Source organism: Mycoplana ramosa, from assembly GCF_041930185.1.
GTDB classification, from domain to species: domain Bacteria; phylum Pseudomonadota; class Alphaproteobacteria; order Rhizobiales; family Rhizobiaceae; genus Mycoplana; species Mycoplana ramosa.
On the sequence record NZ_JBHEEW010000004.1, the window covers coordinates 180535 to 199360 of the forward strand.

Here is an 18826-nt window from a genome sequence, read left to right on the forward strand (position 1 = left end):
ATTCTTTTTTCAAGTGATGCATCAAAGCGGGCCGTCGAAGACGGTTCGACAACATGTCGGTTGCCGGTTCCTCGGGGAGCCAGCGGATGGCGCAGATTGCTGCGGCCGGGATCACGCCAGGGTTGGTCTTCTTGTCGATGTGGCGGCATCCGTCGTTGAAGTCCGTCGCTTCAAGGGCCGGCTATTCTTCTCTGCAGCGCTGACGGCGCATGGCGCGTGTGATTCTGCGCGCAAGGCGCGCCAGGCTGATCGTGAGGCAATCGCCGTGTCTGGCCCGCGGGCGGCACTGATGCCGGTGCCTTCGTCGACCGGCTCCTGATCTTCGTCAGCTTCCGTTCCTGCCCGGGCAGCGGGCCCGGCGAATTGTGCGCAATGATCGGGGTAATGCCGGACCAAAGCCTTGCGCGGGCGCGCTCACTGCGCTAACGACGTGCCGTTGCAACATACTTTCTCGGCTTGCGGTCATCAGGCAGGCGGCGCTCCTCCCGCGCCAGACGCAAGCAGGACGGACGACAATGACTGAACTTCTCGGATCCTACATCCCGATCGCCATCTTCATCGGCATAGCACTTGTGATCGGCATCGCGCTGCTCGTTGCGCCGTTCGCTGTCGCATACAAGGCGCCCGATTCGGAAAAGCTCTCGGCCTATGAGTGCGGCTTCAACGCCTTCGACGATGCGCGCATGAAATTCGACATCCGCTTCTATCTGGTGTCGATCCTCTTCATCATCTTCGATCTCGAGGTTGCGTTTCTCTTTCCCTGGGCGGTCTCGTTCCATGATCTGGGCTGGTTCGGCTTCTGGTCGATGATGGTCTTCCTCCTGGTGCTCACCATCGGCTTCATCTACGAATGGAAGAAGGGAGCGCTGGAATGGAATTGACCTCCGGCACCACGCTCGTGGCCCCGCGGGCCAAGGGGATCATCGATCCCGCCACCGGCAAGCCGGTCGGCAGCGACGACGCGTTCTTCGGCGAAATCAACAACGAACTGGCCGACAAGGGCTTCCTGGTCACGTCCACGGACGAACTGATCAACTGGGCGCGGACCGGCTCGCTGATGTGGATGACCTTCGGCCTCGCCTGCTGCGCCGTGGAGATGATGCAGATGTCGATGCCGCGCTACGACGTCGAGCGCTTCGGGTTTGCGCCGCGTGCCTCGCCGCGTCAGTCGGATGTCATGATCGTCGCCGGCACGCTGACCAACAAGATGGCACCGGCGCTGCGCAAGGTTTATGACCAGATGCCCGAGCCGCGCTACGTGATCTCGATGGGGTCGTGCGCGAACGGCGGCGGATACTATCATTATTCCTACTCGGTGGTGCGCGGCTGCGACCGCGTCGTGCCGGTCGATATCTACGTGCCGGGCTGTCCTCCGACGGCGGAAGCGCTGCTCTACGGCGTGCTGCTGCTGCAAAAGAAGATCCGCCGCACCGGCACGATCGAGCGCTAAGGGCAGGGGACTGACACAATGAGCGAAGCCCTCCAGGAACTTGCTTCCTATCTCGGCGAGGTGCGCGGGAAGCTGATTTCCGCCACCAAGCTTGCCTACGGCGAACTGACGCTGACGACGACCCGCGACAATGTCATCGCGCTGTTGACGTTCCTGCGCGACGACGTGCAGTGCGGTTTCGTCAACCTCATCGATGTCTGCGGCGTCGACTGGCCGGCGCGCGAAGAGCGGTTCGATGTTGTCTATCACCTGCTTTCGCCGCGGCAGAACATCCGGGTCCGGGTAAAGGTCTCGACCGGCGAGGACGAGCCGGTCCCCTCTGCCTGCGGCGTCTATCCTGGGGCGGACTGGTTCGAGCGTGAAGCCTACGACATGTACGGCATCCTGTTCACCGGTCATCCGGATCTGCGCCGGATCCTGACGGACTACGGTTTCGAGGGCTATCCGCTGCGCAAGGATTTCCCGACCACGGGTTTCGTCGAAGTCCGCTATGACGACGAGATGAAGCGCGTCGTCTACGAACCGGTGCAGCTTCGGCAGGAATTCCGCAACTTCGATTTCTTGTCACCCTGGGAAGGCACGGAATACGTGCTGCCGGGTGATGAAAAGGCGAAGACGAATTGATTGTGCGGCGCGCATCGAACCGATGCGGCGCCCATTGGAGCAAGCGGTATGACGGAACACAACGTCCGCAACTTTAACATTAACTTCGGCCCGCAACACCCTGCGGCGCACGGGGTTTTGCGCCTCGTGCTCGAGCTGGACGGCGAGGTGGTCGAGCGCGTCGATCCGCATATCGGCCTGCTCCATCGCGGTACCGAAAAGCTGATCGAGACGAAGACCTATCTGCAGGCCGTGCCCTATTTCGACCGCCTCGACTACGTGGCGCCGATGAACCAGGAGCATGCCTTCGCGCTTGCCGTCGAGCGGCTGCTCGGCGTCGAGGTGCCGATCCGCGGCCAATTGATCCGCGTGCTCTACTCGGAGATCGGCCGCATCCTGTCGCATCTTCTCAACGTCACCACGCAGGCGATGGACGTCGGCGCCCTGACGCCGCCGCTGTGGGGCTTCGAGGAGCGCGAGAAGCTGATGGTGTTCTACGAGCGCGCCTGCGGCGCCCGCATGCACGCAGCCTATGTCCGTCCGGGCGGGGTGCACCAGGATATTCCGGATCAGCTCGTCGAGGACATCGGCAAGTGGATCGACCCGTTCCTGAAGACCGTCGATGACATCGACGAACTGTTGACCGGCAACCGCATCTTTAAGCAGCGCAACGTCGATATCGGCGTGGTCAAGCTCGAGGACGCCTGGGCCTGGGGCTTCTCCGGCGTGATGGTGCGCGGTTCCGGCGCTGCCTGGGACCTGCGTCGCTCGCAGCCCTACGAGTGCTATTCCGACCTCGACTTTGACATTCCGATCGGCAAGAACGGCGACTGCTACGACCGGTACGTGATCCGCATGATCGAGATGCGCCAGTCGGCGAAGATCATGCGCCAGTGCGTGGACCGGCTGCTGGGCGATGCCCGGGTTGGCCCGGTTTCCTCGCTCGACGGCAAGATCGTGCCGCCGAAGCGCGGGCAGATGAAGCGGTCGATGGAAGCGCTGATCCATCACTTCAAGCTCTACACCGAGGGCTATCACGTGCCCGAGGGCGAGGTGTACGCTGCCGTCGAGGCGCCGAAGGGCGAATTCGGCGTCTACCTCGTCGCCGACGGATCGAACAAGCCGTACCGCTGCAAGATCCGCGCTCCGGGTTACGCGCACCTGCAGGCGATGGACTTCATTTGCCGGGGGCACATGCTGGCGGACGTCTCCGCCATTCTCGGCTCTCTCGATATCGTTTTCGGTGAGGTGGACCGCTGATGCGTCGCTTGAGCTTTGCCCTCGCAGCATTGATCGCCTCTTCATGCGCGGCCAGCGCCCAGGACGCCGGAACAGGGCTCGATGCCGTGACCGGGCAGGGCGGCTCGCAGGCGCAGAACGCCACGATGGCGCAGCTTCTGGCCGATGGTTACGAGATTAAGGGCACAGCTCAAGCCAGCAGCCGTTACATTGTGTTCATGCAGAAAGAGAAGTCGGCCTACGCCTGTCAGTTCGTCACCGTGACGACGACGCGCTGCGGGCTGATCAACTGAATAAGGCGCGAAAGAATGTCTGTTCGTCGATTGGCCGATGAGGCCGTCCAGCCCGCAAGCTTCGCCTTCTCCGAGGAGAACGCGGTCTGGGCGCAGGAAACGATCAACAAGTATCCGAAGGGTCGCCAACAGTCGGCGGTGATTCCGCTGCTGATGCGGGCGCAGGAGCAGGACGGCTGGGTCACCAAGGCGGCGATCGAGGCGGTGGCCGACATGCTCGGCATGGCCTATATCCGCGTTCTCGAAGTGGCGACCTTCTACACCCAGTTCCAGCTGAAGCCGGTCGGGACGCGTGCCCACGTGCAGGTCTGCGGCACGACGCCGTGCATGCTGCGCGGCGCTGAGGACCTGATTAAGGTCTGCAAGCACAAGATCCATCCCGAGCCGTTCGAGACGAACGCCGACGGCACGCTGTCATGGGAAGAGGTGGAGTGTCAGGGCGCCTGCGTGAACGCGCCGATGGTGATGATCTTCAAGGACGCCTACGAGGACCTGACACCGGTGCGGCTCGAAGAGATCATCGATCAGTTCGAGGCCGGTCGTGGCGCCGAGGTCAAGCCGGGCCCCCAGATCGATCGTGTCTTCTCGGCGCCCGAAGGTGGACCGACGACGTTGAACGCAGACGAGCCCTCGGTCGCAAAGTCCGCACCGCGCGCGAAAAAGAGCGCCGAGGAAGCCGTGAGCGTCCCTCCGTCCAAGGCTGCGCGCGTCAAGACAGACGCGGCGGAGACGAACCCGGCGCTCAAGACGCCCAAGAAGCCGCGCTGAAAGGTGAACCATGCTTAAGGATCAAGATCGCATCTTCACCAATCTTTATGGCCTGAAGGACAAGTCGCTCAAGGGCGCGATGGCGCGCGGCCACTGGGACGGCACCAAGCAGATTCTCGAGAAGGGCCGGGACTGGATCATCAACGAGATGAAGGCCTCTGGCCTTCGCGGTCGTGGCGGCGCCGGCTTCCCGACCGGCCTGAAGTGGTCCTTCATGCCGAAGGAGAGCGACGGCCGGCCGCACTATCTCGTCGTCAATGCCGACGAGTCGGAGCCTGGCACCTGCAAGGACCGCGACATCATGCGCCACGATCCGCATACGCTGATCGAAGGCTGCGTGATCGCCTCGTTCGCCATGGGTGCCCATACCGCCTATATCTACCTCCGTGGCGAATACATGCGCGAGCGCGAGGCGCTGCAGGCGGCGATCGACGAGTGCTATGACGCCGGCCTGCTTGGCAAGAACAACAAGAATGGCTGGGACATCGACGTCTTCCTCCATCACGGGGCCGGCGCCTATATCTGCGGCGAGGAAACCGCCCTTTTGGAAAGCCTGGAGGGCAAGAAGGGCCAGCCGCGCCTGAAGCCTCCGTTCCCGGCGAACATGGGTCTCTACGGCTGCCCGACGACGGTCAATAATGTCGAGTCGATCGCCGTCGCCCCGACGATCCTGCGCCGCGGCGCGACCTGGTTCTCCTCGATCGGCCGGCCGAACAATGTCGGCACCAAGCTGTTCATGCTCTCCGGTCACGTCAACCGTCCCTGCACGGTCGAAGAGGCGATGGGCATCACCTTCCGCGAGCTGGTCGACAAGCACGCCGGCGGGATCCGCGGCGGCTGGGACAACCTTTTGGCGGTCATCCCCGGCGGCGCGTCCTGCCCGGTCGTCAAGGCCGAGGACATCATCGACTGCCCGATGGATTTCGACGGCCTGCGTGAGGTGAAGTCGTCCTTCGGTACGGCGGCGGCGATCGTGATGGACAAGTCCACCGACATCATCAAGGCGATCGCCCGAATTTCGGCCTTCTTCAAGCACGAGAGCTGCGGCCAGTGCACGCCGTGCCGCGAAGGCACCGGCTGGATGTGGCGCGTGCTGGAGCGGATGGCCAAGGGCCATGCGCAGAAGCGCGAGATTGACATGCTGTTCGACGTTTCCAAGCAAATCGAGGGCCACACGATCTGCGCGCTCGGCGACGCGGCGGCTTGGCCGGTTCAGGGCTTGATCCGCAACTTCCGTCCGGAAATCGAAAAGCGGATCGACCAGTACACGCACCAGGCCATGGCGCACGGCGCCGTGCTGGAGGCCGCGGAGTAGGGCGCTGCGGCACGGACGAAGGGGGCTCGAGGCGGAGCCAGCCGCCGCGGCCGGGACAACTGCTCGCGGCTGTTGCGAGGCCGAAGAGCAAGCCGGCAGCGGTTCGGAAAGGTTCCTATGCCGGTGTGGTCGACAACCTGAAGATGATTCAGGGATCGGGCCGAAGCTGGAACAGCGGCTGAACGGCAGCGAGATTCTTCGCTTTGCCGACGTCGCAGGCTGGACCGCTTCGGAGGTCGAGAGGATCGAAGCCGAGCTCGGCCTCGACGGGCGGGTTGCCCGCGACGGCTGGGTGGAGCAGGCAAGGAAGCTGGCGAAGGCAAAGGGCTGAGGCTCGCCTGAGACGGCAACGGAACGAACTGGCGCGGTCGGGACGGGTGAATACCCGTAACGGCCGCAAAGGATATGGCGCTTGCGAGTTCGCAAGCCTCGCGTGGAAAGCGGGAAGACGGATATGGCAATACTGAAAGTCGACGGAAAAGAGATCGAGGTTCCGGATCATTTCACGCTGTTGCAGGCGTGCGAGGAGGCCGGCGCCGAAGTTCCGCGCTTCTGTTTCCACGAGCGGCTGTCGGTGGCAGGCAACTGCCGCATGTGTCTGGTCGAGGTCAAGGGTGGTCCGCCGAAACCGGCCGCATCTTGCGCCATGAGCGTGCGCGATCTGCGCCCCGGCCCGAACGGGGAGGCACCGGAAGTCTTCACCACGACGCCGATGGTCAAGAAGGCCCGCGAAGGGGTGATGGAGTTCCTGCTGATCAACCATCCGCTCGATTGCCCGATCTGCGACCAGGGCGGCGAATGCGACCTGCAGGACCAGGCGATGGCCTACGGCATCGACAGCTCGCGCTACCAGGAAAACAAGCGCGCCGTCGAGGACAAGTACATCGGTCCGCTCGTCAAGACGATCATGAACCGCTGCATCCACTGCACGCGCTGTGTCCGTTTCAGCACGGAAGTCGCCGGTGTCAGTGAACTCGGTCTGATCGGCCGGGGCGAGGACGCGGAAATCACCACCTATCTCGAACAGGCGATGACCTCCGAACTGCAGGGCAACGTCGTCGACCTCTGCCCGGTCGGTGCGCTGACCTCCAAGCCGTTCGCCTTCACCGCGCGTCCCTGGGAACTGAACAAGACCGAGTCGATCGACGTGATGGACGCCGTCGGCTCGGCCATTCGCGTCGATACGCGCGGCCGCGAGGTCATGCGCGTGCTGCCGCGGATCAACGAGGACGTCAACGAGGAGTGGATCTCCGACAAGACCCGCTACATCTGGGACGGCCTCAGGACCCAGCGCCTCGACCGCCCCTATGTCCGCAAGGATGGCCGCCTGCAGCCGGCCACCTGGGCGGACGCCTTTGGCGCCATCAAGGCGGCCGTTGCCGGCAAGCCGGGCGAGCGGATCGGTGCGATCGCCGGTGATCTCGCTCCGGTCGAGGAAATCTATGCGCTGCGCGAGCTGATGACGTCACTCGGCTCGGCGAATATCGACTGCCGCCAGGACGGTACCGCGCTGCATCCGTCCTTCGGTCGCGCCAGCTACATCTTCAACCCAACCATTGCCGGCATCGAGCAGGCGGACGCCCTTTTGATCGTCGGCGCCAATCCGCGCGTCGAGGCGGCGGTGCTGAACGCCCGGATCCGCAAACGCTGGCGGATTGGCGGGTTCCCGATCGGCGTGATCGGCGAGCAGGCCGATCTGCGCTACGACTACGAGTATCTCGGCGCCGGGCCGGAAACGCTCGCCGAGCTGGTGGACGGGACGAACAGGTTCGCCGCGACGCTGAAGGCGGCAAAGAACCCGATGATCATCGTCGGCCAGGGCGCGCTGTCGCGCACCGATGGCCTCGCCGTACTCGGCAACGCCGTCAAGCTGGCGGAAGCTGTGGGGGCGATTTCGGCCGAATGGAACGGCCTGGCGGTGCTCCACACGGCGGCGGCCCGCGTCGGCGGTCTTGACCTCGGCTTCGTGCCGGGCGAGGGCGGCAAGACGGCCTCCGAGATGCTGACCGAGACGGACGTGCTGTTCCTGCTCGGTGCTGACGAGATGGACTTCTCGAAGAAGACCGCCTTCACCGTCTACATCGGCTCGCATGGCGACAACGCCGCGCACGTCGCCGACGTCATCCTGCCGGGTGCGACCTACACGGAAAAGTCCGGCACGTGGGTCAACACCGAGGGCCGGGTCCAGATGGGCAACCGCGCCGGCTTCGCCCCGGGCGAGGCTCGCGAGGACTGGGCGATCCTGCGCGCGCTTTCCGACGTTCTCGGCAAGAAGCTGCCGTTCGATTCGCTGGCGCAGCTGCGCGCTAAGCTTTATGCGGCCCATCCGCATTTCGCCGAGATCAACGAGATCGCGCCCGGCAACAGCCAGGATCTTGCGGCGCTTGCGAAAAAAGGCGGGAAGATGACCAAATCCGGATTTGCTTCTCCGGTCAAAGACTTCTATTTGACGAACCCGATAGCGCGCGCCTCCGCGGTCATGGCCGAATGCTCGGCACTCGCCCGCAACAACTTCAAAGCCGCGGCGGAATAAGCGCGAGGGAATAGGCACTATGGACGCTTTCATTTCGAGCTATGTGTGGCCCGCGGTCATCATGATCGCCCAGTCGCTGCTGTTGCTGGTCGCGCTGCTTCTCTTTATCGCCTACATCCTGTTGGCCGACCGCAAGATCTGGGCCGCCGTGCAGATGCGCCGTGGTCCGAACGTCGTCGGACCGTGGGGGCTGTTCCAGTCGTTCGCCGACCTTTTGAAGTTCGTCTTCAAGGAGCCGGTGATCCCGGCCTCGGCCAACAAGGCGATCTTCCTGCTCGCGCCGCTCGTCTCCGTGACGCTGGCGCTGGCCACATGGGCCGTGGTTCCGCTCAACGAGAACTGGGTGATTGCCAACATCAACGTCGGCATCCTCTACATCTTCGCCATCTCCTCGCTCGAGGTCTATGGCATCATCATGGGCGGCTGGGCTTCCAACTCGAAGTACGCCTTCCTGGGCGCGCTGCGCTCCGCAGCGCAGATGATCTCCTATGAGGTCTCGATCGGCTTCGTCATCGTCACGGTGCTCCTGTGCGTCGGCTCGCTGAACCTGACCGACATCGTCAACTCGCAGAGCACCGGCGTCGGCACGATGCTTGGGCTGCCGGCGTCGTTCCTCGACTGGCACTGGCTGGCGCTGTTTCCGATGTTCATCATCTTCTTCATCTCTGCGCTTGCCGAGACGAACCGTCCGCCCTTCGACCTGCCGGAAGCCGAATCCGAGCTCGTCGCCGGCTTCATGGTCGAGTACGGTTCCACGCCCTACATGATGTTCATGCTCGGCGAGTACGCCGCGATCTGCCTGATGTGCGCGCTGACGACGATCCTGTTTCTCGGCGGTTGGCTGCCTCCGGTTGATTTCTGGCTCTTCAACTGGGTCCCGGGCATTGTCTGGTTCGTCCTCAAGGCCTCGCTCGTCTTCTTCATGTTCGCGATGGTGAAGGCCTTCGTGCCGCGCTACCGCTACGACCAGCTGATGCGACTCGGCTGGAAGGTCTTCCTTCCGCTGTCGATCGCCATGGTCGTCATCGTTGCATTCGTGCTGAAGCTCACCGGGTGGTCCGCATGACGGTCGCCCCAGGTTTCAGCTGCATTGGAGTTCGGTAATGGCTAGTCTCTCGCAAGCGGTAAATTCGCTGTTCCTGAAGGAGTTCGTCGGCGCGTTCCTCCTGTCCATGCGCTATTTCTTCCGGCCGAAGTCGACGCTGAACTATCCCTTCGAGAAGGGGCCGGTGTCACCGCGTTTTCGCGGCGAGCACGCGCTGCGCCGCTATCCGAACGGCGAGGAACGCTGCATCGCCTGCAAGCTGTGCGAGGCGATCTGTCCGGCGCAGGCGATCACCATCGAGGCGGGCCCGCGCCGCAACGACGGCACCCGTCGTACGGTGCGCTACGACATCGACATGGTCAAATGCATCTATTGCGGCTTCTGCCAGGAAGCCTGCCCGGTCGATGCCATCGTCGAGGGGCCGAACTTCGAGTTCGCCACGGAAACGCGCGAAGAGCTCTACTACGACAAGCAGAAGCTGCTCGACAACGGCGACCGTTGGGAACGGGAAATCGCCCGCAACATTGCAATGGATTCGCCCTACCGTTAAGTCGCGGGGCAGGTTCGAATGCCTCTCGGGGCGCGACGACCGATCGAACGAGTTATGTGCTTGGTGGCGCAGGGCCGCCAAGCTTCGATGGAAAGGCGGCGCAAACGCCTGCTTCTTTCCGGGGAAGACGAAAAGGCACCAACATGGGTCTGCAGGCTCTCTTTTTCTATCTCTTCGCCTTCGTGGCGGTGGCGTCCGCGTTCATGGTGATCGCGGCCAAGAACCCGGTTTACTCCGTGCTCTTTCTGATCCTGACGTTCTTCAACGCCGCCGGGCTTTTCCTGCTGACCGGCGCGGAGTTCCTGGCGATGATCCTGCTTGTGGTCTACGTCGGCGCGGTCGCGGTCCTTTTCCTCTTCGTCGTCATGATGCTGGATGTCGATTTCGCCGCGCTGCGTTCCGGCGTGATCGAACACGCCCCCGTCGGCGCACTGGTCGGGCTCGTGCTGGCGGTTGAACTGATCGTCGTCGTCGGCGGATCGACGCTTTCGCCCGAGATCGCAAACAATTCGGCGATGCCGATCCCGCCGGTGGCCGAACGCACCAACACCGCGGCGCTCGGCGACGTGCTCTACACGAACTACGTCTATTTCTTCCAGATCGCCGGCCTCGTTCTTCTGGTCGCCATGATCGGCGCGATCGTGCTGACGCTGCGTCATCGCGATGGTGTCAAGCGCCAGGACGTGTCCAGGCAGGTCGCCCGCTCGCCGGAGACCGCCGTCGAGGTGGTCAAGGTCAAGCCGGGCCAAGGTATTTGAGGCGCCGGACTTAAGGAATTCGCATCATGGAAATCGGTATTTCCCACTATCTCACGGTCAGCGCCATCCTGTTCACGCTCGGCGTGTTCGGCATCTTCCTCAACCGGAAGAACGTCATCGTCATCCTGATGTCGATCGAACTGATCCTGCTGTCCGTCAACATCAACATGGTCGCGTTCTCGGCGTTCCTCAACGATATCGTCGGGCAGGTCTTCGCCTTGTTCATCCTGACGGTCGCGGCTGCGGAAGCGGCGATCGGTCTGGCAATTCTCGTCGTCTTCTATCGCAACCGCGGCTCCATCGCCGTGGAAGACGTCAACGTGATGAAGGGTTGATCGGGTCATGGATACCATCATCAAGGCAATCGTCTTCCTTCCGCTGATCGGCTTTTTGATCGCGGGTCTCGGCGGCAACACGATCGGCGCGAAGGCATCCGAGTTCGTCACCTGCGCCTTCATGGTCATCGCCTGCGCGCTGTCCTGGCTGGTGTTCTTCCAGGTGGCGCTCGGCGAGGAGGAAATGGTTAAGGTCTCGGTGCTGCACTGGATCCAGTCCGGCAGCTTCGACGTCGAATGGGCGTTCCGCGTCGACACGCTGACGGCGGTGATGTTCGTCGTCGTCAACACCGTGTCGATGCTCGTGCACGTCTATTCGGTCGGCTACATGCATCACGACCCGCATCGGCCGCGCTTCTTCGCCTATCTGTCGCTGTTCACCTTCGCGATGCTGATGCTGGTCACGGGGGACAACCTGCTGCAGATCTTCTTCGGCTGGGAAGGCGTGGGGCTTGCCTCCTACCTGCTGATCGGCTTCTGGTACAAGAAGGCTTCGGCGAACGCGGCCGCGATGAAGGCGTTCATCGTCAACCGCGTCGGCGACTTCGGCTTCCTGCTCGGCATGGCTGCCGTCTTCGTGCTGTTCGGCTCGATCAACCTCGAGACGATCTTCGCTACGGCTGCCACCTATCTTCCGGCAGAGGGTGCCGCCGACGCGGCGAACCCCGTGATCACGCTGTTCGGCATGCAGCTCGACAAGGCCGACGCCCTGACGGGCGCCTGCCTGCTGCTCTTCATGGGCGCGATGGGCAAGTCGGCGCAGTTCCTGCTGCACACCTGGCTTCCGGACGCCATGGAGGGGCCGACGCCGGTCTCCGCCCTGATCCATGCCGCGACGATGGTCACCGCCGGTGTCTTCCTCGTTGCCCGCATGTCCCCGCTCTACGAACTGTCGCCCGACGCGCTGACCGTCGTCACCATCGTCGGTGCGATCACGGCCTTCTTCGCCGCGACCGTCGGCCTGGTGCAGAACGACATCAAGCGCGTGATCGCCTATTCGACCTGCTCGCAGCTCGGCTACATGTTCGTCGCCCTCGGCATCGGTGCCTACGGTGCGGCAGTCTTCCACCTGTTCACCCACGCCTTCTTCAAGGCGCTGCTGTTCCTCGGTGCCGGCTCGGTGATCCACGCCGTCGACGGCGAGCAGGACATGCGCTACATGGGCGGCCTTCGCACGCATATCCCGATCACCTTCTGGATGATGACGATCGGCACGCTGGCACTGACCGGCGTCGGCATCCCGGGCACGGTCATCGGCTTTGCCGGCTTCTTCTCGAAGGATGCGATCATCGAATCTGCCTTTGCCTCGGAGAGCGCAGTTGCCGGTTTCGCCTTCACCCTGCTGGTTGTGGCTGCCCTGTTCACGAGCTTCTATTCCTGGCGCCTGGCCTTTATGACCTTCTTCGGCAAGCCGCGCGCCTCTTCCGACGTCATGCACCACGTGCATGAATCGCCGGCGGTGATGCTGGTGCCGCTCTACCTGCTGGCTGTCGGTGCGATCTTCTCGGGCTTCATTGCCGTCGAGTACTTCTACGGCCACCACTATGCCGACTTCTGGCAGGGTGCGCTCTTCACCGGCCCGGAGAACAAGCTGCTGGAGGAGTTCCACCACGTGCCGCTGTGGGTGAAGTGGAGTCCGTTCGTCGCGATGGCGCTCGGCCTGTTCACCGCCTGGTACATGTATATCCGGCGGCCGGACCTGCCGAAGTACCTGGCAGACCAGCATCGCGGCCTCTACCAGTTCCTTTTGAACAAGTGGTACTTTGACGAACTTTACGACTTCCTGTTCGTCCGCCCGGCGCTCTGGTTTGGCCGGTTGTTCTGGAAGGGCGGCGACGGCGCCATTATCGACGGCCTCGGTCCGAACGGTGTCGCTGCCCGGGTGATCGACGTAACCAACCGCGTCGTCCGCCTGCAGACCGGTTACCTCTATCACTATGCCTTTGCGATGCTGCTTGGGATTGCGGCACTCGTTACCTGGATGATGCTCGGGAGTTCCATCTGATGACCGATTGGCCCATTCTTTCCGCGGTCACCTTCCTTCCGCTGGTCGGCGTGGCGCTGCTGCTGCTGACGCGCGAGGACAGCCCCTATGGGCGGCGGAACATTCTGAACGTCACGCTGCTGACGACGGTGTTCACCTTCGTTCTGTCGCTCTTCATCTGGGCGGGCTTCGACTATTCGAACCCCGGCTTCCAGATGGTCGAGAAGCATGAATGGCTCGGCACCGGCATCAGCTATCACCTGGGCGTGGACGGCATCTCCATGCTGTTCGTCATCCTGACGACGCTTTTGATGCCCTTCTGCATCCTCGCCAGTACCTCGATCGAAAAGCGCCTTAAGGAATACATGATCGCCTTCCTGATCCTGGAAGTGTTCATGGTCGGCGTGTTCGTCTCGCTCGACATCGTCCTCTTCTACGTGTTCTTCGAGGCCGGCCTGATCCCGATGTTCATCATCATCGGCGTCTGGGGCGGCAAGGACCGCGTCTATGCGAGCTACAAGTTCTTCCTTTACACGCTGCTCGGCTCGGTGCTGATGCTGCTCGCCATCATGGCGATGTACTGGCAGGCCGGCACCACCAGCATTCCGGAACTGCTGGCCTACGACTTCCCGCGCCAGATGCAGACCTGGCTGTGGCTGGCCTTCTTCGCCTCCTTCGCGGTGAAGATGCCGATGTGGCCGGTTCACACCTGGTTGCCGGACGCACACGTCCAGGCGCCGACGGCCGGCTCGGTCATCCTGGCCGGCATCCTGCTGAAGCTCGGCGGCTACGGCTTCATCCGCTTCTCGTTGCCGATGTTCCCGCTTGCCTCTGATTTCTTCGCGCCGTTCGTCTTCACGCTCTCGGTCGTGGCGATCATCTACACCTCGCTGGTCGCGCTGGTGCAGGAGGACATCAAGAAGCTGATCGCCTATTCCTCGGTTGCGCACATGGGCTACGTGACCATGGGCATCTTCGCGGCGAACGCGCAGGGCGTGCAGGGCGCGTTGTTCCAGATGCTGTCGCACGGCATCGTCTCCGGGGCGCTCTTCCTCTGCGTCGGCGTGGTCTATGACCGGTTGCATACCCGCGAGATCGCCGCCTATGGCGGTCTGGTCAGCAACATGCCGAAATATGCGGTTGCCTTCATGATCTTCACCATGGCCAATGTCGGCTTGCCCGGTACCTCCGGCTTCATCGGCGAGGTGATGACACTGATCGGCGTCTTCCGCGTCAATACCTGGGTTGCCCTGTTTGCTGCCACCGGCGTCATCCTCTCGGCGTCCTATGCGCTGTGGCTCTACCGCCGGGTGATTTTCGGCCCGCTGGAAAAGGAGAGCCTGAAGGCTCTGCTCGACCTGTCGGGACGCGAGAAGGCGATCCTCTATCCGCTGGTCGCGCTGACGATTTTCTTCGGCGTTTACCCGATTCCGGTATTCGACGTGACGGCAGCCTCTGTTGACGCGCTGCTGAACAACTACACTGCGGCCCTCGAAGCAGCGCAATCCATTGCGCTCTCGGCGAACTGACGACGGGATCTTTCGAAAATGACTGCTGAACTTATTCTTGCCAGCCTTCAGCTCTCGACGCCCGAGGTCATACTCGCCGCCGGCGCGCTGGCGCTGCTGATGATCGGCGTCTTCTCCGGTGAACGGTCGACGACGACCGTGACCGGACTTGCGGTCGCGCTGCTGATTTTCGCCGGCTTGTGGCTGGTGATGCGCGGCGGGGACGGGCTCGCCTATGGCGGTGCCTTCATCTCCGATCCGTTTGCCCGCTTCATGAAGGTGCTGACGCTGATCGGGTCGATCACGGCCATGGTCATGACCGTCGGCCACGCGCGCTCGGGGCAAATGGATCGTTTCGAGTTCCCGGTGCTGATCGTGCTCGCGACGCTCGGCATGATGCTGATGATATCGGCCAACAGCCTGCTATCACTCTACCTGGCGCTGGAGCTGCAGTCGCTGGCGCTCTACGTCGTTGCCGCGATCAACCGCGACAGCGTCCGTTCGACCGAGGCCGGCCTGAAGTATTTCGTGCTCGGCGCGCTGTCTTCGGGCATGCTGCTCTACGGCATGTCGCTCGTCTATGGCTTCACCGGCCACATCGGTTTCGAGCAGATCGCGTCAGCGCTTTCCGCCGAAGGGCGTTCGCTTGGCCTCGTCTTCGGGCTGGTGTTCGTGCTGGCCGGCCTGGCCTTCAAGATCTCGGCCGTGCCATTCCATATGTGGACGCCGGACGTCTACGAGGGCGCGCCGACCCCGGTGACGGCCTTCTTCGCCGCAGCGCCGAAGGTAGCCGCCATGGCCATGATCGTCCGTATCGTCATCGAGGCGTTCGAGCCGATCGTGGCCGACTGGCAGCAGATCATCGTCTTCATTTCGATCGCCTCGATGCTGCTCGGCTCGTTCGCAGCAATCGGTCAGCGCAATATCAAGCGCCTGATGGCCTATTCGTCGATCGGACACATGGGCTATGCGTTGGTTGGCCTCGCCGCCGGTTCAATGGCGGGTGTGCGCGGCGTGGCGCTCTACATGCTGATCTACATGGTCATGACGCTCGGCACCTTTGCCTGCATTCTCGCCATGCAGCGCCGCCAGGGCGGCAACGTCGAGGGGATCGACGATCTCGCCGGCCTGTCGACGACGAACCCGTTCATGGCGAGTGTGCTCACGGTCATGATGTTCTCGCTGGCCGGGATTCCGCCGATGGCTGGCTTCTTTGCCAAGTACTTCGTCTTCATGGCGGCGATCGAGGCTCACCTGTACGCGCTTGCCATCATCGGGATTCTTTCCTCGGTGGTCGGCGCCTATTACTACCTTCGCATCGTCAAGGTCATGTGGTTCGACGCCGCGACGGACGAGTTCGCCCGCACCCCGGGCGAGTTGAAGCTGGTCTTCGGTCTCGCCGGGCTGTTCATTCTGGGCTATGTGCTGATCGGTGGCCCGATCGGAGATGCGGCCGAAGCCGCCGCGCGGACCTTCTTTTGACGCGCGGGGCGGGAACCGGCCGGCTGACGCTGGATGATTTCCGGCACGAAGCCTTGGTCGAAACCAGTTCCACGAACACGGAATGTTTCGAGCGCGCCCGCAAGGGCGCGCTTTCCGGTCTCTGGGTTACGGCGGCGCGCCAGACCGGGGGCCGGGGGCGGCGCGGTCGCCCATGGACGTCCGACGCAGGCAATCTCTATGCGTCGCTGCTGCTGATCGACCCGGCGCCGATCGAGCGGCTCGGTTCGCTTCCGCTCGCAGTTGCGGTCGCCGTGCAGGCGGCAATTGCCTCGGTTATGCCGCCCGGCTCGCCCGCCGTGCGTATCAAATGGCCGAACGACATCCTGGTCGAGCGCAAGAAGGTCTGCGGCATCCTGGTGGAAAGCGAAACGCTCGCCGACGGGCGGCAGGCGATCGTGATCGGTTGTGGCATCAATGTCGCGGCGGCGCCGGATGCGGGCCTCTATCCGATTGCCCGGCTTTCGGATTATGGTTGCACGGTGTCGCCGGCCGATCTGTTTGCTCACCTCTTCCGGGAGATGGCGGACATTCTTCGTCTGTGGGACAGCGCCAACGGCATCGGCGAGATCGTCGCCAGATGGCGGAAGGCTGCTGACGGCGTCGGTGAAGCGATAACCGTCAATCTGCCGAACCAGTCGATTTCCGGGCGGTTCGTCGGAATTGACGATACGGGTCTGCTGAAACTGCAGACGGATGACGGCGGCATGCGACTGATCGCAGCCGGCGATGTTTTTTTTGAGTGATCGGACTTTTACCTACAATGGCAAATCAAGAAGACCTGGTGTTCCTGCCGCTCGGCGGCGTTGGCGAGATCGGCATGAATCTCGCGCTCTATGGCTACGGCACACCGGGCAATCGAAAATGGATCATGGTGGATTGCGGCGTGACCTTTCCCGGTCCCGAACTGCCCGGCGTCGACCTGGTGCTGCCCGACATCAGCTTCCTGGCCGAGGAACGCAAGAACCTCAAAGGCATCATCATTACCCATGCGCACGAGGATCACTACGGCGGACTGAACGATCTGTGGCCGGGGCTCAACGTGCCGGTCTATGCCTCGCCCTTTACCGCCGGCATGCTGGAGGCAAAGCGCGACTACGAGCGTAGCCGCACGGAGATCCCGGTGACGATCTTCAAGCAGGGCGACCGGATCAATGTGGGGCCGTTCGAGATCGAGGCGATCGGCATGAACCATTCGATCCCCGAGCCGATGTCGCTGGCGATCAAGACGCCGCTAGGAACGGTGATCCACACCGGCGACTGGAAGATCGATCTGGAACCTTCGCTCGGTCCGCTGACGGACGAACACCGTTTGCGCCAGCTCGGCGACGAGGGTGTCCTGGCGCTCGTCTGCGACAGCACCAACGCGCTGCGCGACGGTGTATCGCCGTCCGAGCTGGAGGTTTCCGAGAGCCTGACGAAGATCATCGAAAGCGCGGAGGGGCGCGTCGGGATCACCACCTTTTCCTCCAATGTCGGGCGCATTCGGTCGGTGGCAAAGGCTGCCGAAGCCGCCGGGCGGGAAGTGCTGCTGCTGGGCAGCTCGATGAAGCGGGTGATGAACGTCGCGCGCGACATCGGCCTGCTGGAGGGCATCAAGCCGTTCATCGAAGAAGACGAATTCAGCTACGTTCCGCGTGACAAGATGGTCGTCATCCTCACCGGCAGCCAGGGTGAGCCGCGAGCCGCACTGGCGAAGATTGCGCGCGACGAGATGCGCAATGTCTCGTTTGTCGCCGGCGACACGATCATTTTTTCGTCGCGCGCCATTCCGGGCAACGAGAAGGCGATCAACGACATCAAGAACGGGCTGATCGACCAGGGCATTCATGTCGTGACCGACAGCGAGGCGCTTGTGCATGTTTCCGGCCATCCCCGCCGCAACGAACTGCAACAGATGTATGCCTGGACGCGGCCGCAGATCCTGGTGCCGGTGCACGGGGAGGCGGCTCACCTGGTCGCCCAGGCCGAACTCGCAGAACAGTCCGGGATTCCAAATGTGCCCCGCGCGCGCGACGGACGCATGTTGCGGCTTGCGCCGGGGCTGCCGGAAGTGATCGGCGAGGTGCAATATGGCCGCATCTTCAAGGACGGAAACCTCGTCGGCGACTATGACGAAATGGGGATCGGCAACCGCCGCAAGCTCTCCTTTGTCGGCCATGTCGCCGTCAACATCGTGCTCGATTCGCGGTACGAGTTCCTTGGTGACCCCGAGGTCGAGCCTTACGGGCTGCCGGAGTTCGACGACGAGGGCGAGGACATGGGCGACACCCTCTACGACGCCGTGCTCGGTGCGGTTGAAAGCATCCCGCGGACACGGCGCAAGGATCTGGAAACGGTCCGCGAGGCCGTACGTCGCGCGGTGCGCGCCACGGCCAACGAGGTCTGGGGGAAGAAGCCGGTGGTGACCGTGTTTGTCACGAGGGTGTAGCTCGGGCCGGTCGGCGGCGCGGCCCTGTGGTGCGCCATGTGAAGTTTGCTGCCTCCCGAAGCCGTTCATCGGTGTCTGTCGCGGAACGGCAGGATGGAAGGAGTGACCAATGCTTGGACGCGTCAATCACATAGCCATTGCGGTCCCCGATCTGGCGTCCGCAGTCGCCGCCTATCGCGACGTGCTGGGCGCACCCGTGACAGCACCCCAGGCGTTGCCGGAGCACGGGGTCACCGTCGTTTTCGTCGAGTTGCCCAACACCAAGGTGGAACTGCTGGAACCCCTCGGCGAGGCGTCGCCGATTGCGGCTTTCCTTCAAAAATCGCCCGGCGGCGGGATGCATCACATCTGCTACGAGGTCAGCGACATCCTTGCCGCCCGCGACAGGCTCGTCGCCGGTGGCGCGCGGGTTCTCGGGGACGGGAGCCCGAAGATCGGCGCGCATGGCAAGCCGGTCCTGTTCCTGCATCCCAAGGACTTCTTCGGCACATTGATCGAGTTGGAGGAAGTGTGA

Annotated in this window: 19 protein-coding genes and 1 pseudogene; all 20 read left to right on the forward strand. The window is 63.0% G+C overall.

The features are described 5' to 3' along the window. Positions 1–319, forward strand: a 319-nt coding sequence (locus JNC62_RS06905; protein WP_374837228.1) for a hypothetical protein, incomplete at its 5' end; no start/stop codon positions are given. 196 nt (positions 320–515) lie between these two features. Next, positions 516–881 (forward strand): NADH-quinone oxidoreductase subunit A, encoded by a 366-nt coding sequence (locus JNC62_RS06910; RefSeq protein ID WP_374837230.1) that lies wholly within the window; start codon positions 516–518, stop codon positions 879–881. Then, positions 872–1450: a NuoB/complex I 20 kDa subunit family protein gene (locus JNC62_RS06915; RefSeq protein ID WP_108004645.1), complete on the forward strand. Its 579-nt coding sequence runs from the start codon at positions 872–874 to the stop codon at positions 1448–1450. The genes JNC62_RS06910 and JNC62_RS06915 overlap by 10 nt, the downstream gene beginning before the upstream one ends. Before the next feature lie 18 nt (positions 1451–1468). Further along, on the forward strand, positions 1469–2074 hold the full coding sequence (locus JNC62_RS06920) for an NADH-quinone oxidoreductase subunit C (RefSeq protein ID WP_374837232.1): 606 nt from the start codon (positions 1469–1471) through the stop codon (positions 2072–2074). A 48-nt stretch (positions 2075–2122) separates the two neighbouring features. Continuing rightward, entirely contained in the window at positions 2123–3313 is a 1191-nt protein-coding gene (locus JNC62_RS06925) for an NADH-quinone oxidoreductase subunit D (protein WP_374837234.1), read from the forward strand. Continuing rightward, the gene (locus tag JNC62_RS06930) at positions 3313–3585 is read left to right on the forward strand and encodes a hypothetical protein (RefSeq protein ID WP_374837236.1); all 273 of its coding nucleotides are present in this window, start codon (positions 3313–3315) and stop codon (positions 3583–3585) included. The genes JNC62_RS06925 and JNC62_RS06930 overlap by 1 nt, the downstream gene beginning before the upstream one ends. 15 nt (positions 3586–3600) lie before the next feature. Beyond that, positions 3601–4350: pseudogene (nuoE, locus tag JNC62_RS06935) on the forward strand (NADH-quinone oxidoreductase subunit NuoE); the annotation flags it as partial. A gap of 13 nt (positions 4351–4363) precedes the next feature. Beyond that, positions 4364–5668, forward strand: a complete 1305-nt coding sequence (nuoF, locus tag JNC62_RS06940; RefSeq protein WP_374837238.1) for an NADH-quinone oxidoreductase subunit NuoF — start codon at positions 4364–4366, stop codon at positions 5666–5668. Between the two features lie 154 nt (positions 5669–5822). Further along, entirely contained in the window at positions 5823–5999 is a 177-nt protein-coding gene (locus JNC62_RS21130; protein ID WP_510186521.1) for a helix-hairpin-helix domain-containing protein, read from the forward strand. A gap of 123 nt (positions 6000–6122) precedes the next feature. Beyond that, positions 6123–8201: an NADH-quinone oxidoreductase subunit NuoG gene (gene nuoG / locus JNC62_RS06945; RefSeq protein WP_374837239.1), complete on the forward strand. Its 2079-nt coding sequence runs from the start codon at positions 6123–6125 to the stop codon at positions 8199–8201. Between the two features lie 19 nt (positions 8202–8220). Next, the gene (nuoH, locus tag JNC62_RS06950; RefSeq protein ID WP_374837241.1) at positions 8221–9267 is read left to right on the forward strand and encodes an NADH-quinone oxidoreductase subunit NuoH; all 1047 of its coding nucleotides are present in this window, start codon (positions 8221–8223) and stop codon (positions 9265–9267) included. A 37-nt stretch (positions 9268–9304) separates the two neighbouring features. Then, a complete protein-coding gene (nuoI, locus tag JNC62_RS06955; RefSeq protein ID WP_374837243.1) occupies positions 9305–9796 on the forward strand; it encodes an NADH-quinone oxidoreductase subunit NuoI in 492 nt (163 codons plus the stop codon). 143 nt (positions 9797–9939) lie between these two features. Continuing rightward, positions 9940–10554, forward strand: coding sequence for an NADH-quinone oxidoreductase subunit J (locus JNC62_RS06960; protein ID WP_374837245.1), 615 nt, complete (start codon positions 9940–9942; stop codon positions 10552–10554). A gap of 26 nt (positions 10555–10580) precedes the next feature. Further along, complete coding sequence (nuoK, locus tag JNC62_RS06965; RefSeq protein WP_310422100.1) at positions 10581–10889, forward strand: NADH-quinone oxidoreductase subunit NuoK; 309 nt, start codon at positions 10581–10583, stop codon at positions 10887–10889. A 7-nt stretch (positions 10890–10896) separates the two neighbouring features. Then, positions 10897–12894, forward strand: a complete 1998-nt coding sequence (gene nuoL, locus JNC62_RS06970) for an NADH-quinone oxidoreductase subunit L (RefSeq protein WP_374837248.1) — start codon at positions 10897–10899, stop codon at positions 12892–12894. After that, positions 12894–14402, forward strand: coding sequence for an NADH-quinone oxidoreductase subunit M (locus tag JNC62_RS06975; RefSeq protein WP_374837250.1), 1509 nt, complete (start codon positions 12894–12896; stop codon positions 14400–14402). The genes nuoL and JNC62_RS06975 overlap by 1 nt, the downstream gene beginning before the upstream one ends. 18 nt (positions 14403–14420) lie before the next feature. Next, positions 14421–15863: an NADH-quinone oxidoreductase subunit NuoN gene (gene nuoN, locus JNC62_RS06980; RefSeq protein WP_374837252.1), complete on the forward strand. Its 1443-nt coding sequence runs from the start codon at positions 14421–14423 to the stop codon at positions 15861–15863. A 23-nt stretch (positions 15864–15886) separates the two neighbouring features. Then, entirely contained in the window at positions 15887–16627 is a 741-nt protein-coding gene (locus JNC62_RS06985) for a biotin--[acetyl-CoA-carboxylase] ligase (RefSeq protein WP_374837451.1), read from the forward strand. A 17-nt stretch (positions 16628–16644) separates the two neighbouring features. Then, positions 16645–18312 (forward strand): ribonuclease J, encoded by a 1668-nt coding sequence (locus JNC62_RS06990; protein WP_374837254.1) that lies wholly within the window; start codon positions 16645–16647, stop codon positions 18310–18312. A gap of 109 nt (positions 18313–18421) precedes the next feature. Next, positions 18422–18826 (forward strand): methylmalonyl-CoA epimerase, encoded by a 405-nt coding sequence (gene mce, locus JNC62_RS06995; RefSeq protein ID WP_374837255.1) that lies wholly within the window; start codon positions 18422–18424, stop codon positions 18824–18826.

What these genes read in the sequence shown, in the direction of transcription:
- JNC62_RS06930 (WP_374837236.1), top strand. Translation starts at nt 3,313, where the DNA reads ATGCGTCGCTTGAGCTTTGCCCTCGCAGCATTGATCGCCTCTTCATGC.
- JNC62_RS06990 (WP_374837254.1), top strand. Translation starts at nt 16,645, where the DNA reads ATGGCAAATCAAGAAGACCTGGTGTTCCTGCCGCTCGGCGGCGTTGGC.
- nuoF (WP_374837238.1), top strand. Translation starts at nt 4,364, where the DNA reads ATGCTTAAGGATCAAGATCGCATCTTCACCAATCTTTATGGCCTGAAG.
- JNC62_RS06975 (WP_374837250.1), top strand. Translation starts at nt 12,894, where the DNA reads ATGACCGATTGGCCCATTCTTTCCGCGGTCACCTTCCTTCCGCTGGTC.
- mce (WP_374837255.1), top strand. Translation starts at nt 18,422, where the DNA reads ATGCTTGGACGCGTCAATCACATAGCCATTGCGGTCCCCGATCTGGCG.
- nuoI (WP_374837243.1), top strand. Translation starts at nt 9,305, where the DNA reads ATGGCTAGTCTCTCGCAAGCGGTAAATTCGCTGTTCCTGAAGGAGTTC.
- JNC62_RS06960 (WP_374837245.1), top strand. Translation starts at nt 9,940, where the DNA reads ATGGGTCTGCAGGCTCTCTTTTTCTATCTCTTCGCCTTCGTGGCGGTG.
- nuoH (WP_374837241.1), top strand. Translation starts at nt 8,221, where the DNA reads ATGGACGCTTTCATTTCGAGCTATGTGTGGCCCGCGGTCATCATGATC.
- JNC62_RS06925 (WP_374837234.1), top strand. Translation starts at nt 2,123, where the DNA reads ATGACGGAACACAACGTCCGCAACTTTAACATTAACTTCGGCCCGCAA.
- nuoG (WP_374837239.1), top strand. Translation starts at nt 6,123, where the DNA reads ATGGCAATACTGAAAGTCGACGGAAAAGAGATCGAGGTTCCGGATCAT.
- JNC62_RS06915 (WP_108004645.1), top strand. Translation starts at nt 872, where the DNA reads ATGGAATTGACCTCCGGCACCACGCTCGTGGCCCCGCGGGCCAAGGGG.
- nuoK (WP_310422100.1), top strand. Translation starts at nt 10,581, where the DNA reads ATGGAAATCGGTATTTCCCACTATCTCACGGTCAGCGCCATCCTGTTC.
- nuoL (WP_374837248.1), top strand. Translation starts at nt 10,897, where the DNA reads ATGGATACCATCATCAAGGCAATCGTCTTCCTTCCGCTGATCGGCTTT.
- JNC62_RS06910 (WP_374837230.1), top strand. Translation starts at nt 516, where the DNA reads ATGACTGAACTTCTCGGATCCTACATCCCGATCGCCATCTTCATCGGC.
- nuoN (WP_374837252.1), top strand. Translation starts at nt 14,421, where the DNA reads ATGACTGCTGAACTTATTCTTGCCAGCCTTCAGCTCTCGACGCCCGAG.
- JNC62_RS06920 (WP_374837232.1), top strand. Translation starts at nt 1,469, where the DNA reads ATGAGCGAAGCCCTCCAGGAACTTGCTTCCTATCTCGGCGAGGTGCGC.